The 16,585-nt window shown below is 35.2% G+C and carries 16 protein-coding genes, 1 tRNA gene, 1 other RNA gene and 1 other annotated feature; of the genes, 5 read left to right on the forward strand and 13 right to left on the reverse strand.

All coding sequences use genetic code 11. The annotated features are described in order from the left end of the window. Positions 1–536: 536 nt before the first annotated feature. The 7 genes from ACTJJ9_RS24660 to tadA form a co-directional block, all read right to left on the reverse strand. Positions 537–803, reverse strand: coding sequence for a pro-sigmaK processing inhibitor BofA family protein (locus tag ACTJJ9_RS24660; protein ID WP_145584896.1), 267 nt, complete (start codon positions 801–803; stop codon positions 537–539). A 135-nt stretch (positions 804–938) separates the two neighbouring features. Then, the gene (locus tag ACTJJ9_RS24665; protein WP_095303223.1) at positions 939–1,160 is read right to left on the reverse strand and encodes a YaaL family protein; all 222 of its coding nucleotides are present in this window, start codon (positions 1,158–1,160) and stop codon (positions 939–941) included. Positions 1,161–1,180: 20 nt separating this feature from the next. Further along, positions 1,181–1,777 (reverse strand): recombination mediator RecR, encoded by a 597-nt coding sequence (gene recR / locus ACTJJ9_RS24670; RefSeq protein WP_095303222.1) that lies wholly within the window; start codon positions 1,775–1,777, stop codon positions 1,181–1,183. Positions 1,778–1,791: 14 nt separating this feature from the next. Further along, positions 1,792–2,115, reverse strand: coding sequence for a YbaB/EbfC family nucleoid-associated protein (locus tag ACTJJ9_RS24675; protein WP_145584898.1), 324 nt, complete (start codon positions 2,113–2,115; stop codon positions 1,792–1,794). A gap of 18 nt (positions 2,116–2,133) precedes the next feature. Beyond that, positions 2,134–3,825, reverse strand: a complete 1,692-nt coding sequence (gene dnaX, locus ACTJJ9_RS24680) for a DNA polymerase III subunit gamma/tau (protein ID WP_145584893.1) — start codon at positions 3,823–3,825, stop codon at positions 2,134–2,136. A 183-nt stretch (positions 3,826–4,008) separates the two neighbouring features. Then, positions 4,009–4,272: signal recognition particle sRNA large type (gene ffs / locus ACTJJ9_RS24685), an RNA gene on the reverse strand. A 102-nt stretch (positions 4,273–4,374) separates the two neighbouring features. Then, the gene (gene tadA / locus ACTJJ9_RS24690) at positions 4,375–4,851 is read right to left on the reverse strand and encodes a tRNA adenosine(34) deaminase TadA (protein WP_095303220.1); all 477 of its coding nucleotides are present in this window, start codon (positions 4,849–4,851) and stop codon (positions 4,375–4,377) included. A gap of 220 nt (positions 4,852–5,071) precedes the next feature. Between tadA and ACTJJ9_RS24695 the strand changes: the two genes are divergently transcribed. The 4 genes from ACTJJ9_RS24695 (at position 5,072) to ACTJJ9_RS24710 (ending at position 8,524) form a co-directional block, all read left to right on the forward strand. After that, entirely contained in the window at positions 5,072–5,620 is a 549-nt protein-coding gene (locus ACTJJ9_RS24695) for an isochorismatase family cysteine hydrolase (RefSeq protein ID WP_095303219.1), read from the forward strand. 150 nt (positions 5,621–5,770) lie between these two features. After that, complete coding sequence (locus ACTJJ9_RS24700) at positions 5,771–7,060, forward strand: glycoside hydrolase family 18 protein (RefSeq protein ID WP_095303218.1); 1,290 nt, start codon at positions 5,771–5,773, stop codon at positions 7,058–7,060. 157 nt (positions 7,061–7,217) lie between these two features. Next, positions 7,218–7,838, forward strand: a complete 621-nt coding sequence (locus tag ACTJJ9_RS24705; RefSeq protein WP_440768976.1) for a deoxynucleoside kinase — start codon at positions 7,218–7,220, stop codon at positions 7,836–7,838. Between the two features lie 14 nt (positions 7,839–7,852). After that, positions 7,853–8,524 carry a deoxynucleoside kinase gene (locus tag ACTJJ9_RS24710; RefSeq protein WP_095303216.1) on the forward strand — a complete coding sequence of 224 codons (672 nt, stop codon included), beginning with the start codon at positions 7,853–7,855 and terminating at the stop codon, positions 8,522–8,524. A gap of 201 nt (positions 8,525–8,725) precedes the next feature. Here ACTJJ9_RS24710 and ACTJJ9_RS24715 read toward each other — a convergent pair. From ACTJJ9_RS24715 to guaB, 6 genes are all read right to left on the reverse strand, one after another. After that, positions 8,726–8,818: transfer RNA gene (locus ACTJJ9_RS24715), tRNA-Ser, on the reverse strand. Positions 8,819–8,986: 168 nt separating this feature from the next. Continuing rightward, positions 8,987–10,270, reverse strand: a complete 1,284-nt coding sequence (gene serS, locus ACTJJ9_RS24720; RefSeq protein WP_145584889.1) for a serine--tRNA ligase — start codon at positions 10,268–10,270, stop codon at positions 8,987–8,989. 50 nt (positions 10,271–10,320) lie between these two features. Next, positions 10,321–10,540 (reverse strand) — a binding site (T-box leader). Between the two features lie 62 nt (positions 10,541–10,602). After that, entirely contained in the window at positions 10,603–11,178 is a 576-nt protein-coding gene (gene pdxT / locus ACTJJ9_RS24725; RefSeq protein WP_095303214.1) for a pyridoxal 5'-phosphate synthase glutaminase subunit PdxT, read from the reverse strand. Between the two features lie 18 nt (positions 11,179–11,196). Then, complete coding sequence (gene pdxS / locus ACTJJ9_RS24730) at positions 11,197–12,084, reverse strand: pyridoxal 5'-phosphate synthase lyase subunit PdxS (protein ID WP_095303213.1); 888 nt, start codon at positions 12,082–12,084, stop codon at positions 11,197–11,199. Between the two features lie 195 nt (positions 12,085–12,279). Next, the gene (locus tag ACTJJ9_RS24735) at positions 12,280–13,623 is read right to left on the reverse strand and encodes a D-alanyl-D-alanine carboxypeptidase family protein (protein ID WP_145584887.1); all 1,344 of its coding nucleotides are present in this window, start codon (positions 13,621–13,623) and stop codon (positions 12,280–12,282) included. 244 nt (positions 13,624–13,867) lie between these two features. After that, positions 13,868–15,331 (reverse strand): IMP dehydrogenase, encoded by a 1,464-nt coding sequence (gene guaB, locus ACTJJ9_RS24740; RefSeq protein ID WP_095303211.1) that lies wholly within the window; start codon positions 15,329–15,331, stop codon positions 13,868–13,870. 120 nt (positions 15,332–15,451) lie between these two features. On the opposite strand from guaB, the gene ACTJJ9_RS24745 reads away from it, so the two are divergent. Further along, complete coding sequence (locus ACTJJ9_RS24745; protein ID WP_186324323.1) at positions 15,452–16,399, forward strand: YaaC family protein; 948 nt, start codon at positions 15,452–15,454, stop codon at positions 16,397–16,399. Positions 16,400–16,585: the final 186 nt, after the last annotated feature.

The following is a 16,585-nucleotide window of genomic DNA, read 5'->3' on the forward strand; positions in this document are numbered from 1 at the left end:
CTGAGCCAGGATCAAACTCTCCAATAAAGTGTTTGACTTGCTCATTGTGTACTTAATAGTACGATTTGTGTTAATCGAAATTAACGTTGGCACGCTTGGTTTTGTTTAGTTTTCAAAGAACTTTTTTATCGTTTCATCAAGAAGCGACTTTAATATAATAACATGTTTGAATTAACCTGTCAAACATTTTTTGTTTCATCGTTAATCATCTATTCTTAACGACAACGAATAATAATATAACACCACCTAAAATATATGTCAACATTTTTATCGGAATTAATAAAAGAGCTTTAATTAATCTATATCGTTTCGATATAAACATAAATTTGCTTCAAACAATTTCTAGGCTTCCCTTTATGACTGATGTCAATATAGGACATTAAGAAAAGAAAAAGGATATATACTGGTAATCATTTATACTCAATGCTCTTTTTAACTACAAAACAAAGAGCCTAACCCCGCAAACACAATATATAGAAATTATTACATTCCATATATTAGTGTTTGGTAAGGAGTCAGACCCTTTTGAAACAGTCTCAACCAATTATTATCATTTTTATAATGATCAATGCAACTAATCCCGGTATACCTAATAATCCGGAAATACTTGATGTAATTAAATTTATAGGAATATGCAAGTCAAAGCTCGTACCAAATGCATTAACGAAAAATAGTAAAAGTGCTCCTATTATAACTTTAATAAAAACTTGTCCTACCCATCTTAACGGACGAACAGGTGCACCTCCAAACAAAAGCAACAGTACTATCCCGCCAAGTACAGAAAAAACAACTATAGGGTCCATCTTCATCCACTCTCTTTCAATACTCCTTTATTAAATAGTTATGAAAAGAGTGGGAAAATAGACCAAGCTATTTTTAAGTTTTATGAAGATATTTATCCTTTTAATCTAACTACCATTATAAAAAAATTAAATGTGTTAAACTTTTCCTATTTTTAAATTACGACTTTTTGCTACCTTTAATAAAAAAAAGTACTTCGCTTCAGCAACCTTTAACTCATAAAGAATATGTCCTGACGGTTCAAAACTTTTATCAACAAGCTGCTTTTGACGATTCCACTCCTTTTTCATTTCGAGCAAATCATGTAATAATTGCTGATCATATTGAGTGCGTAACCACCCTTTTCGGCGAAAAAGCATAGTAGTCCTCCTCAAGTTCTTTACAATTCTCTTCTTCCTTCCAAGGCCTTCGATAGTGTTACTTCGTCCGCATATTCCAAATCCCCGCCAACTGGTAAACCATGTGCTATTCTTGTGATTTTTATACCAGTAGGCTTTAATAGCCTTGAAATGTACATAGCAGTTGCTTCCCCTTCAATATTAGGGTTTGTTGCTAATATTACCTCTTTTATTATGTCATCATGGAGTCTTTTTAATAATTCGGGTATTTTTATATCCTCTGGCCCAATTCCATCCATTGGAGATATTGAACCGTGTAATACATGGTAAAGTCCGTTATATTCTTTCATTTTTTCCATAGCAATGACATCTTTCGGATCCTGCACAACACAAACAATACTCTTATCACGTCTGTCATCATCACAAATGTAACAAGGGTCTTGGTCAGTAATATGTCCACAAACCGAACAATAAGTTAGGTTTCTTTTTGCGTTCACTAACGCCTTGGCAAAGTCTAACACTACATCTTCTTTCATATTCAAGACAAAAAAAGCCAGTCGAACGGCCGTTTTCGGACCGATTCCTGGCAATTTCATAAAGCTATCAATTAGCTTTGATATTGGTTCAGGATAATGCATACTTCATCCTCCTACTAAAACATCCCTGGCAAATTCATTCCTTTTGTAAATTGACCCATTGTCTCATTTGTTAAGTCGTCAATCTTCTTCAACGCATCATTTGTTGCTGCTAAAACTAAATCTTGAAGCATTTCGATATCTTCAGGATCTACAACCTCTTCCTTAATAGATACTTCGACAAGCTCCTTTTGTCCATTAACAATGACAGTAACCATTCCACCGCCTGCTGTACCTTCTACCGTTTTTTCAGCAAGTTCTTCTTGAGCCTTCGCCATATCCTTTTGCATTTTTTGCATTTGCTTCATCATTTTTTGCATATTTCCCATTCCGCCACGCATCATTTTTACATTCCTCCATTATTCTTTTATTTCAACCAATTCATTACCTACTAGTTTCATCGCCTCAGCAATTAAAGGATCTTCCTCCTCATCTTGCTGAGAGTTTGTTTCATCCTGTTTCCCTTTTAGGAATTCCTTTCTTATTTTACCCCAATCCTGTTCGGGAACGCCAACCATTTCCATCGATTTTCCGGTAATTTCTCGTAAAATCATTTCTAAATTCGTTCTTACATTGTTGTTATTCTCCGCAACCATCTTACAATGAATTTCAAATTTAAATTTTAAAACAAATGCTGTTTCAGAAGCTGCAACAGGTTCACTATCATTTAGTAAAGCTGCATGGGAAACTTTATTTTGCCTTCTTAATAGCTCTAATAAATCTCCCCATTTACTTTTTATTACTTCAAGATCTTTTCTAGTTGCTACTTTTAGAATCTCTTGAATTCTTCCTTCAGGAGTCTTATAGCCGCTTTTCATCGAACGGTGTTTCGTTTCCTGTGGTGCAGCTTGATGTGATTGAGTTGTTATTCCTTCTTGCTTTAGACGATTTAATTCTGTTTGTAGACTATCAACTTTGTTAAGAAGAGCTTGAAATTCCTCACCGTGTCCCTCATTAGAAGCATGTGTTGTTTGCTGGCAAAGCTTTACTAATGCTACTTCTAAAAATATACGAGGATGGTTTGTAAATTTCATTTCTTGCTGACTCTTACTCAATATTTCTATTGTCTCATATATCTCATTTGTTGAAATTGTTTTCGATAAGCGAATAAACTGTTCATCAACATTTACTCGTTCTAATACATCCTCTAAGGTCGGAGCTGTTTGGTATAATAGCATATCCCGATAATAGAAGATAAAGTCCTCTATAAATCGTGATGGATCCTTACCCTGATACATTAATTGATCTAACGATTGAAGAGCAGAAGTTACATCCTTTTCGTGAATTGCCTCTGCAATCCCTCCAATAAATCCTTGCGATACCGATCCTGTTATAAGTAACGCTTCTTCAACTTTTACTTGTTCATCGCTATAGGAAATAGCCTGATCTAATAAACTAAGAGCATCTCGCATCCCGCCGTCTGAAGCTCTTGCAATTACGTTCAACGCTTCTTCTTGGACTTCGATTTGCTGGCTAGCTACAATTTCCTTCATTCTCCCTACAATAGCTGATGAAGTAATTCGTCGAAAATCAAACCGCTGACATCTAGATATAATCGTTAACGGGATTTTATGTGGCTCAGTCGTAGCTAAAATGAAGATAACATGTTTAGGTGGTTCTTCAAGGGTTTTTAATAACGCATTAAAGGCTCCAATTGATAACATATGGACCTCATCGACGATATATACCTTATATGGAACAGAAGAAGGTGCGTATTTCACCTTATCTCGTATATCACGGATTTCATCGACACCATTATTAGAGGCTGCATCGATTTCAATAACATCAGGTATTGAACCATTGGTTATTCCTCTACAAGCATCACATTCGTTACATGGCTCTGCAATTGGAGCCTTCTCACAATTTACCGCCTTCGCAAATATTTTAGCAGCACTCGTTTTCCCCGTCCCTCTTGGTCCAGAAAATAAGTATGCATGAGAGAATTTATTATGTAATAGGGCATTTTGTAACGTTTTAGTGATATGTTCTTGTCCAACCACATCATGAAAAATTTGTGGCCTATAAACACGATATAATGCTTGGTATCCCACAAAAACGTCCCCCTTCTCATTCTTCAACTTTATTATAACAACCATCCTTTGATTTACAAAGGTTGTTTACTTAATTTTCTTACTTGATTTCTAGTACCTTTTTTCAATGTATTTTCCCTACAATACTTGAATAAAACAAAAACTCACCCTATATAGAGTGAGTCGTTATTTAAAAATTAACTGCCGTGCACCTTCCTTCGATTAGCAACCATAGGCGTTACTCAAGCAGTTAGCTCGACCCAGGCAACCCTGCGGCACATGGGAGCTTCCACTTAATGCTGCTTCCTTCCGGACCTGACATGGTTCATGGATTCCCATTGCGCAGGACCCAGGCGTCAACACCACTTACTTGAGGCAGCCCTACAGTACACTAACCTCCAGAAGGGATTCGGCCTCGCTAGAGCGGATTGCGAGTACAGGGCACCGCTACCTCCCCGCTTAGCACGGCAAAATTGATACCATATTTAATTACGCCAATTTAGTTTGACGCATGTACTAGTATATAACCTTATTTAACAAAATGCAATGGATTACAGATGTTAATTTTTTCTACCTTTGTTTATCGAGTTTTTTTTGAGTTCGAAGTTCTTTGAAAAAGTCACTTAATAAAGAGCTACAAATGTCCTCTTCAACTCCGGTAGCTAGCTCCACTTGATGATTAAACCGTTTTTCATCTAAGAGATTCATTAATGAACCAGCACATCCTCCCTTAGGATCTTTAGCACCATATACAACCCGTTTTACCCTCGATAGAACTATTGCCCCAGCACACATTGCACAAGGCTCTAATGTCACATACAAAGTAGCATCCTCTAAACGCCATGTTCCCAATGCTTTACAAGCTTGATCAATTGCTAATATTTCAGCATGTGCAATCGAACGTTGATCCTTTTCTCGAAGATTATAAGCTGTCGAGACAATTTCTCCATTTACAACTATAACAGCACCAATAGGAACTTCTCCAATCTCTCTTGCCTTTTTTGCTGCTTCAATAGCCTTGTTCATATAAAAAACGTCATTTTCCATAGATAATCCCCTTACATCTAAAAATAGTTATATACAATCATAACTTAAAATGAACTTCAAACCTTACTGTATGAATTCTCACGATAAGTAAAAGAATAGGAAACAAAAATGAACCCGAATTGACTATTTCTGCTTATCTTAACGATTCCATACCTTTAGACTCACACATATATAAATCAATCAGATATATTACCATTACCTTTAAATAAGGAGAATACACATGGAAATTAATCAAAAACACGCATTACTAATCATTGATATGATAAATGACTTTCAATTCAAACATGGACCAATTTTATCAAAACAGGCAGTAACTATTTCACATAATATTATGAAATTAAAGTATAAAATGAAAAGAAATGGTCATCCAATCATTTATATTAATGACCACTATTCCTTATGGCAAGCTGATTTTGTAAAAATAGCCGAAACGTGTAAAAATCCATTAAGTGAAAAAATCATTGATTTAATTTATCCGGATAAAGATGATTATTTTTTAATTAAACCGAAACACTCTGCCTTTTATGAAACAGCACTTAATACTTTGCTAAAGACATTAGATATTCGCAATTTAATTATTACCGGGATAGCCGGGAATATATGTGTGTTATTTACAGCTAATGATGCGTATATGAGGGACTATAATTTAATTATTCCAAGTGATTGCTGTGCTTCAAATAATGAAGAGGATAACAAATATGCTTTAGTCATGATGAAAAATATTTTAAAAGCATCAATTCCAAAAAGCGAAAATATAAAATTAATTTAACATGTGCCTCTTTTTCTTACATATGATGTAGTAACAAAAGAAAAGTGAAAACGACTTTAGTAGCCTTATGATAGCCAAGAAAGGCCATTTAGGCACTGAAGCTATGTTAGAAGCTTTCGATTTTCTTATTTTTTAATGAGGAGGCAGTACATGCAAATACATATTGTTACAAGAGGGCAAAGCTTAAATGGTATTGCGCAGGCGTACAATACAACCGCAGCGGAAATTATTCGGACAAATGAAATTCAAAATCCTAATCAATTGGTCGTTGGGCAAGCTATTGTCATTCCAATTAGAGGTCGCTTTTATTGGGTGCAACAAGGGGATACTTTATATTCCATCGGACAACGTTTTGGAGTTTCAGCACAGGAATTAGCTAGAATAAACCAAATCTCCTTAGAGCGCCCACTTACTATTGGACTTAGAATCTATATTCCTGAAACTGAAAAAAGAGCTGTTGAATCAAATGCATATATCGAACCAAGAGGAACGAGTGTTTCTGCTAATTTAGTGCAAGCTGCACGTGAAGCTGCTCCATACTTAACATACCTTGGTCCCTTTAGTTTTCAAATACAAAGAGATGGGTCATTAAGAGAGCCTCCACTTAACAATCTACCACAAATCGCTAGACAACATAATGTAACCTTAATGATGGCGATCACTAACCTTGAAAATGATCAATTTAGTGACGAATTAGGCAGAATCATTCTAACAAATACTGAAATTCAAAATAGATTATTAGAAAATATCGTACAAACAGCAAGGAGGTATGGATTCCGTGATATTCACTTTGATATGGAATATTTACGACCTCAAGATCGTGAAGCATATAATCGATTCTTAAGAAAAGCAAAAAACCGCTTTAATCAAGAAGGCTGGTTCCTTTCAACTGCTCTTGCACCAAAAACAAGCGCAGAACAAAAAGGCCGTTGGTATGAAGCACATGATTATCGTGCACACGGGGAAATTGTTGACTTTGTTGTTATCATGACATATGAATGGGGATATAGCGGAGGTCCGCCTATGCCTGTTTCACCTATTCCGCAAGTAAGAGAAGTTTTAGAATATGCTCGAACGGAAATGCCAAGCCGAAAAATTATGATGGGGCAAAATTTATATGGCTATGATTGGACTTTACCCTTTGTCCAAGGAGGTCAATATGCAAAAGCAGTAAGTCCTCAACAGGCGATTCAATTAGCTGCCACTCATAATGCAGTTATCCAATATGATGAAGATGCTCAAGCACCACACTTTAACTACACAGATGAAAATCAGAAAGAACATAAGGTTTGGTTCGAGGATGCAAGATCCATCCAGGCTAAATTTGATTTAATTAAAGAGCTTGATTTACGTGGAATAAGCTATTGGAAACTAGGTTTATCCTTTCCACAGAACTGGTTGCTCCTTAATGATAATTTTCAAATAGAGAAAAAATCATAGATCATTATTTTAGAGCTGATATCTCATCAGTTCTTTTTTTACGGAAATTACTACTAATGGGAATTATCATCATTTAGCAAAACAATATAAAAATAAATGAAAGCTGTGGTAAAATGGACTTTGTCATTTTTTTACGTACTATTAAGGAGGTTCCATCATGAATACTCCCTTTATTACTATAGAGGGGCCTATAGGTGTCGGAAAAACATCTCTATCAAAGGCAATCGCAGATCATTTTCATTTTCATTTATTAAAAGAAATCGTTGAGGAAAATCCCTTTCTAGGTAAATTTTACACAAATATTGAAGAATGGAGTTTTCAAACTGAAATGTTTTTCCTCTGTAATCGTTACAAGCAACTTGAAGATATTAATAGCCACTATCTTCAAGCAAACAAAGCTGTTGTAGCTGATTACCACATTTTTAAAAATTTAATTTTTGCAAAAAGAACATTAAAAGGGACACAGTATGATAAGTACTTGAAAATATATCATATCTTAACAGAAGATATGCCAAAACCTAATCTTATTATCTATTTACATGCAAGTTTGGATACTTTACTTTCTCGTATCGCTAAAAGAGATAGGGAGTTTGAGCGGAATATGGATCCAGCCTATCTTAAGCAGTTATCAGAGGATTATGAGGTCTCCATTTCGAAGTGGCAAGAGGAAAACCCAACAATACCAGTTATTAAAATTGATGGTGATTCCTTTGATTTTGTCAAAAATAAAGCAGACCTTGCAAAAATTATAAAAATACTGGAAAAACATCTTTATTAAAGGAGTAAGCTACTATGAATTTACGAGAAAAATACAATATTCCTAGCAATTCCGTTATCACAATTGCAGGTACTGTTGGGGTCGGTAAATCAACGATGACAAACGCTCTTGCTGATGCACTCGGTTTCAAGACTTCCTTTGAAAAAGTTGATACAAACCCTTATTTAGATAAATTTTATGCTGATTTTGAACGGTGGAGCTTTCACTTACAAATCTATTTTCTAGCTGAACGATTTAAGGAGCAAAAGAGAATTTTTGAATATGGTGGGGGATTTATTCAAGATCGCTCAATTTATGAAGATACAGGGATCTTCGCTAAAATGCATTATGAAAAAGGAACAATGTCCGAAGTTGACTATGAAACATATACAAATTTGTTTGAGGCAATGGTCATGACGCCATATTTTCCCCGTCCTGATTTACTCATTTTCCTTGAAGGTAGTTTAGAGGATATATTAGAAAGAATTAAGCTTCGTGGACGTCCTATGGAACAACAAACACCTGTTTCTTATTGGGAAGAAATGTATAGTCGTTATGAAAATTGGATTAACAACTTTAACACATGTCCGGTAATGAGAATTAATATAAATGATTATGACATTATGTCAGACAAGCAATCAATTGAACCAATTATCGAGAGAATAGGTTATTTTATCAATCAAGCCAACAAATACAAAAGATTATAAATAATAAAAGCTAGGGGATAGTAGATTTTCTAAAATTAGAAAATCTACTATCCCCTAGCTTTATTTTAACTAAAAATATAATTGATTCCTAAAAATAACTGGCTCAGCAAAAAACAATAAAAAAAATCACTACAATACCGTAATGATTTTTATACAATCTACCATATTTTATGCGCTAAATATGGTTTTAATTTAAAATTATGGAGGAGGAAGGGGGATTCGAACCCCCGCGGGCTTTGACACCCCTGTCGGTTTTCAAGACCGATCCCTTCAGCCGGACTTGGGTATTCCTCCGTATCGACAAGATTTACTATAACATAACGTTAAATAAGAAGTCAACAATTATTTTAATATTTTTTATCAAAAAAGTTGAACGCCTCTTATAAAAGCTTTTCCGCATTTTTTTCAACATATACATGAAACTAGAGGAGAAATTTCTCCCCTAGTATTTCATTTTCTTCCTTAGTCTGTAACACTAATTCTCTCTTTATTTCCCATGTAAGGTCTTAATACTTTAGGAATCACCACAGATCCATCTTCCTCTTGATAATTTTCCAATATAGCTGCTACTGTTCTTCCGATCGCTAAGCCAGATCCATTTAATGTATGAACATGTTCAACCTTCGCCTTCGGATCGCGTCTAAAGCGAATATTAGCACGTCTTGCCTGGAATGATTCGAAATTACTACATGAAGAAATTTCGCGGTACGTACCATAGCTTGGAATCCATACCTCTATGTCATATTTTTTAGCTGCAGTAAAGCCTAGGTCAGCTGTACACATACTCATAACACGATAAGGAAGCTCTAATAATTGCAAGACCTTTTCAGCGTGTCCTGTTAGCTTCTCAAGCTCAGCATAAGAATCCTCTGGTTTTACAAAACGAACTAGTTCTACTTTATTGAATTGATGTTGGCGAATTAAACCTCTCGTATCTCTTCCGGCAGATCCTGCCTCTGAGCGGAAGTTTGTGCTAAACGCCACATATTTGATAGGCAACTGTTCTACTGATAGAATTTCCTCACGATGTAGATTCGTTACAGGAACCTCTGCAGTTGGTACTAAGAAATAATCTTCTCCAGCAATTTTAAAAGCATCCTCTTCAAATTTAGGTAGCTGTCCAGTTCCTGTCATACTATCACGATTGACAATGAATGGTGGGAAAATCTCTGTATATCCGTGTTCATCGACATGCAAATCAAGCATAAAATTAAACAAAGCTCTCTCTAATCTTGCACCTAAGCCTTTGTAAAAAACAAATCGACTTCCTGTAACTTTTGCAGCTCTTTCAAAATCTAGTATTTCTAATTCATCTGCAATATCCCAATGAGGTTTTGGCTCAAATGAAAACTCAGGAAGTTCCCCCCACTTTCGTACCTCCACATTATCATCCTCTGTATCACCTACTGGTACACTTTCATGTGGAATATTAGGGATAGAAAGTAATAGAACCTCTAATTCCTTCTCTACCTCACGCAGTTCTTCATCTAATCCTTTTATTTTTTCTCCTACTTCTTTCATCTCAATAATTAATTGATCAGCGTCTTTCTTTTCCCTTTTCAGCTGGGCAATTTGAGAAGAAACATCATTTCTTTTACTTTTTAATTCTTCAGTTTCAGAAATTAATTCTCTTCTTTTCTTATCTAAGTCTTCAAACTTTCCGAAGTCAGTTAAATCTTCTCCACGCTTTGATAACTTTTCTTTTACTTCCTCAAGGTTATTACGTAAATATTTAATATCTAACATACCTATTCTCCTTTAAAAATAATGATAAAAATACAAAAAACCCCCATCCCAAAAGGGACGAGAGTTACCCGCGTTGCCACCCTAGTTAAAGATACAATTGTACCTTTCACTTATTTGATAACGGCCTTTTACCGGAAATACTTACTAAAGCTTTACTCGTTCAGTATTTCATTCAAGGATGGATTCACAAGCATCTATCACTGATTCACACCGACCATCAGCTCTCTTAAGATAGAACATCCTGCTACTAGTTCCTATCATCACGTTAACATATTTACTATCGTAATCATAACTTACTACAAGTGTGTAGCACACGCAACAATTTTATACATTTATTTGGATTCTTTCACCATATTAATAAATAATTGTGTCATACGGTGATCATCTGTTAATTCTGGATGGAAAGAACATCCTAAAAATTGCCCCTGGCGCGCCGCAACAATTCGTCCATTATGTTTCGATAGAATTTCAACATCTTCTCCTACTTCCACAATATGTGGAGCTCGAATAAATACTCCTACAAAATTCTCACCAACACCGGTTATTGTCAGCTCAGCCTCAAAACTGTCCTTTTGGCGTCCAAAGGAATTGCGTTCAACTGTTACATCAAGCAAGCCCAAATGGGATTCATTATACCCAACGAGATTTTTTGCAAGTAAAATTAAGCCTGCACATGTACCAAACATCGGCTTTCCTGCAGCTGCAAATTCTTTTAATGGGTCCATAAAATCGTATTTATCAATTAACCGACGCATTGTCGTACTCTCTCCACCGGGAATGATTAAGCCATCTACTTCTTCAAGCTGATTCACTTGTTTGATGACAATCCCTTCAGCACCACATGCTTCAATTGACTGGATATGCTCCCTAACAGCCCCTTGTAAACCTAAAACACCTATTTTTAACATGAATAAAACTCCTTTTAATTACCATCCACGCTCTTGCATTCTATGCTCTGGTAATAGGCTTGAAATTTCAATACCTTGCATAGCAGATCCAAGTCCTTTTGAAAGCTTAGCGATTAATTCATAGTCTTGGTAATGTGTAGTTGCTTCAACGATTGAACGAGCAAATTTTGCTGGGTTCTCTGATTTAAAAATACCAGAACCTACAAATACCCCATCTGCGCCTAATTGCATCATTAATGCAGCGTCTGCAGGAGTTGCAACGCCACCTGCTGCAAAGTTAACAACTGGCAGTTTGCCTTCTTTTTTAATTTGAAGAAGCAATTCAAATGGTGCTCCAAGATTTTTAGCTTCAGTCATTAATTCATCTTCACTCATTGCGACTACTTTTCGGATTTGCGCATTTACTTTACGCATATGACGTACAGCCTCAACAATGTTTCCTGTGCCTGGCTCACCTTTTGTACGTAGCATCGAAGCACCTTCTGCGATACGACGAGTTGCTTCACCTAAATCACGGCAACCACAAACAAATGGTACAGTGAAATCACTTTTCAATAGATGAAATTCCTCATCAGCTGGAGTTAATACTTCACTTTCGTCAATATAATCTACTCCCATCGCTTCAAGAACACGCGCTTCAACAATATGCCCAATACGTGCTTTTGCCATTACTGGAATAGATACTGCATTCATTACTTCCTCAACAATTGTCGGATCAGCCATTCTAGCAACGCCACCAGCAGCTCTAATATCAGCAGGGACACGTTCTAATGCCATTACGGCTACAGCACCTGCCTCCTCTGCAATTTTCGCCTGCTCAGCGTTCACAACGTCCATAATAACGCCGCCTTTTTGCATTTCAGCCATACCACGTTTTACGCGATCAGTACCAGTTGTATTACTCATTCTGTTTGTCCCCCTTATGTAATTTCCTTTAAATAGGATTTGTAATAGAGATTTATAAAATTCATCTACGCTATATTTTATCCTAACTTTTATAAAAATCCTATCAAAATAACGAGAATTAGTAAAACAATTCAAAAATAATAGATTATTTAAAAGAAATATAGTAAAAAGGCTCCCTTCATTAGGAGCCTTCTCTTAGAACCAACCTTTTACTGTATCTGTTATTGTTCCCCATAAACCACTAAAAAAGCTTCCAACAGCTCTCATAGATAGAACAAACCAATTTGCTTTTTCAACCGCAACCTCTGTAACAACATCAACTTGCGGTTGTTTTCCTTCTTGAATAAAACTTAATGCTTCACCATTTCCTGTATAACTAACAGTCATGGTTCCAACCGTTTCACCCTTTTTCAAAGGAGCAGTCAGTTCACCGTTTTTTGTTAATTTATCTTTATTAATATTAAATTTGGCTTTATATGCCTTTTCATCACCATTTCGGATTACTAATGTTAATGGATCCTTTGTTTGAATTGATACGCTTTTTTCCTTACCTTTTACTACTGGTAAACTTGATTGCTTTTCAACTTGATATTTTGCTGGAAAGATTTCTTTTACAGCAAAATTATTAAATCCATAATTTAACATTTTTTCCATTTCTAAAAATCTCGCTGAATGTAAGTTCTCACCCTTTGCATTCATTACAACCGCTACTACACGCATTCCATTTTTTGTTGCTGTTGCCGTAAAACATGAACCAGCTTTATTAGTAGAACCTGTTTTTAATCCATCTACCCCTTCATATTCATAACCTTTAATGGTTGAATCTGGTAACATCCAGTTCCAGTTCAACATTTCAGTTCCCTCTTTAAAGGTCTTTTTCGCAATACTAGCTGTTTCTATAACTTCCGGAAAATCCTGAATAAGCTTTTGTGATAATAATGCCATATCACGTGCTGATAATTTGTTTTCAGCATCTGGGCTTGTACCTTCTGGGTGCATTCCCATTAGGTCTCCATTTTCTAATCCAGTTGCATTAACAAATTCATAATTCGTTAAGCCAAGCTCTTTTGCTTTCTCATTCATAAGCTTAATGAAATTTGTTTCTGTTCCTGAAATAATTTCAGCTAATCCAATAGCTGCTCCATTTGCTGAATAGATAGCCATCGCTTCATATAATTCTTTAACAGTATATGAACCATCCTGTCTTAATGGGACATTTGAATACTCTTTGTTTTGAGAAATTTTATATACATACTCACTTGGTGTATATGTTTGCTCCCACTTAATTCGTCCCTCTTTTACAGCCTCTAATACTAAATACTCTGTCATTACCTTTGCCATACTAGCAACTGGTAATTTCTCATCAATATTTTTACCATAAAGGATTGTTCCTGTACTTTCCTCAATAATGATTGCTGAGCTAGCATTAACATCAATTGAATTTTCTGCAGCACTTGCAGTTCTAAGTGGAGAAATAGCCGTAACAATTAATGTGAACAAAAAGAGAAAAACGATAAATTTAGTACGTTTATTGTTCAATTTAGTGCCTCCTAATTTAATTTTTATTTATATATAAATATCTCATTATTTTTAATGAAATTGGGTAAACTATTCATTTTGATTCTCTTTACGTTTTAGAAACAACATGATCGATTTTAACATATATAGAGTAAAAAAAATAGACAGTGTGCAACACTCTGTCAATTGTTATAATTCTGTCATTTTTATCATATTTGCTTTTAACTAAAAAAATAAGTGAGACGAACGTCTCACTTATTTCCTTTTATAATGAATAGTTTGGAGCTTCTTTCGTAATTTGAACATCATGTGGGTGACTTTCTTTTAAGCCTGCACCAGTCATTCGGATAAACTGAGTATTTTCTCTTAATTCTTGAAGATTTTTAGTACCACAGTAGCCCATTCCTGAACGGATACCGCCAACTAATTGGTAAATCGTTTCAGATAACGGTCCTTTATATGGTGTTCTTCCTTCAATACCCTCTGGAACAAATTTCTTATTATCCTCTTGGAAATAACGATCCTTACTTCCTTTTTCCATTGCAGCGATTGAACCCATTCCACGGTATACTTTAAAACGTCTACCTTGATAAATTTCTGTCTCTCCTGGACTTTCGGAAGTACCTGCCAATAAGCTTCCAAGCATTACTGCATGGCCGCCTGCTGCAAGTGCTTTTACCATATCACCTGAGTACTTAATTCCTCCATCTGCAATGATTGCAATTCCGTGTTTTCTAGCTTCTGTAGCACAATCATAAACAGCTGTAATTTGCGGAACACCAACACCAGCTACAACCCTTGTTGTACAAATAGAACCAGGCCCTATTCCAACCTTTACAACATTGGCACCTGCTTCAATAAGTGCCTTTGTTGCTTCAGCAGTTGCAACGTTTCCTGCGATAATATTTAAATTTGGGTATTCAGTACGTATTTTTTTCACTGTCTCTAAAACGCCTTTTGAATGTCCATGTGCTGTATCAACAACGATTGCATCAACATTTTTCTCAACTAGCTTTTCTACTCGTACCATTGTGTCAGCAGTTACACCAACAGCTGCTGCAACAATAAGTCGACCATGTGCATCCTTAGCTGAATTTGGAAATTCAATGACTTTTTCAATATCTTTAATTGTAATTAATCCTTTTAAAGCACCAGTTTCATCGACAAGAGGTAATTTTTCAATTTTATGCTTTTGAAGGATACTTTCTGCATCTTTCAAAGTTGTATTTACTCCTGCTGTGACAAGATTATCCTTTGTCATCACATCACTAATTTTAATTGAAAAATCTTGAATGAATCGCATATCACGGTTAGTAATAATACCAACTAACTTCTGTTCTTCAGGGTTGTTTACAATAGGAACACCAGAAATACGATATTTCCCCATTAAATGTTCAGCGTCATAAACTTGATGTTCTGGAGTTAAGTAAAAGGGATCAGTAATTACTCCTCGTTCAGAACGTTTGACTTTATCTACCTGCTCAGCCTGTTGCTCAATGGACATATTTTTATGGATTACACCAAGACCACCTTGTCTCGCTATCGCAATAGCAAGCTCTGCTTCAGTTACAGTATCCATACCCGCACTAATAATTGGAATATTCAATTTTAAGGTAGGGGTAAGCTGTACACTTAAATCTACATCCCTAGGTAATATTTCAGATTTTGCTGGTACCAATAATACATCATCAAAAGTTAAACCTTCTTTAGAAAATTTTTGTTCCCACATAAGTAAATCCCCCTTTTTTCGGCAAAATATTATTAGTAGATTAACAACAGTAAACACGACTGTCAAGGAAGGAGAAAAGAATTTAAATATTTAGAATATTATTAAATGGAGTGTAAATTCATGACACAACAATATTGGGAACGCTTACTATCATATCAATCAACACAAACGATTCAAAAAAGGCTAGACAACATTTACCAACATTTACACATAAACAATTCAAATCAACTTTCATATGATAACTGTTACAGATTTGTTTATTTTCTTAAGCACGGTGAAAATTTCTTTATGCAGGCGAATCAATCTCCCCAAGCGATACAACCTATGTTGCTATTCTATGGTTTGTCCCAATTAATTAAAGCTTGTTTATTAATACTTGACCCAGAATACCCATCAAGCTCAACCGTGCTTTCACATGGTGTTTCTAGTAGGAAACGTAAAAAGCAGCACTATTTGTTTTTAAATGATGAGGTAAAAGTTCAACGTAATGGATTATTTCCTCATATCGCTACTAAACTATATAACATCAATCATTTAGAAATAGAAAAATACTCAATGGACTTATTATTAAGACAAATACCCGAAATGAATGAAGTATATCAATTCCATCTTGAAAAGGAGCTTTTCTTAAAAATAAACTCTTCCCAACATGAATTTGTCATAACAGAGGATATTTCAAATCACTTTCATATATCTTCTAAACGATTGGCAGAAATTTTATGTGAAAATTACGCTTTTGAGCATTTGCCAAATACCAAAGATAGTGTAGTAACAATAAATAAAAATTCCGTTTTTAAATATAACCTAAATCCATTTTTGTATTGTCTTGAGGATGACTGCTATTACCTTCCCTCAACAAAAGATGCATTTTTAAACTTACCTGAAATCCTCGTTCATTATTTATTGCTATATAATTTAAGCATGATATCCCGTTATGAAACAGAATGGTGGTATGATCTTCTTTTAACTGCACCAAATAATGATTATCCATTTATACTACGTTACATGGAAATAGCTAAAAAGAAAATTCCTTTTTATATTATAAATTTTTTAGAGGACATGCTTTAATCTTTTCCAAATTAAAGCTTCCTCTTTCAAATTATTTATTTTTTTATATTTTTCAAACCATATTTCTCAATAAGAAAAACCGGGCATAGCCCGGTCCTTTTCATGGTTAGAGAATATCCGATAATTTGTACTCTATGCCATGTACCCCTTTATAATACTCAGGATACATTTCACCCCCACATTTTT

It is taken from the genome of Metabacillus sp. 22489 (assembly GCF_052044855.1).
GTDB classification, from domain to species: domain Bacteria; phylum Bacillota; class Bacilli; order Bacillales; family Bacillaceae; genus Metabacillus; species Metabacillus niabensis.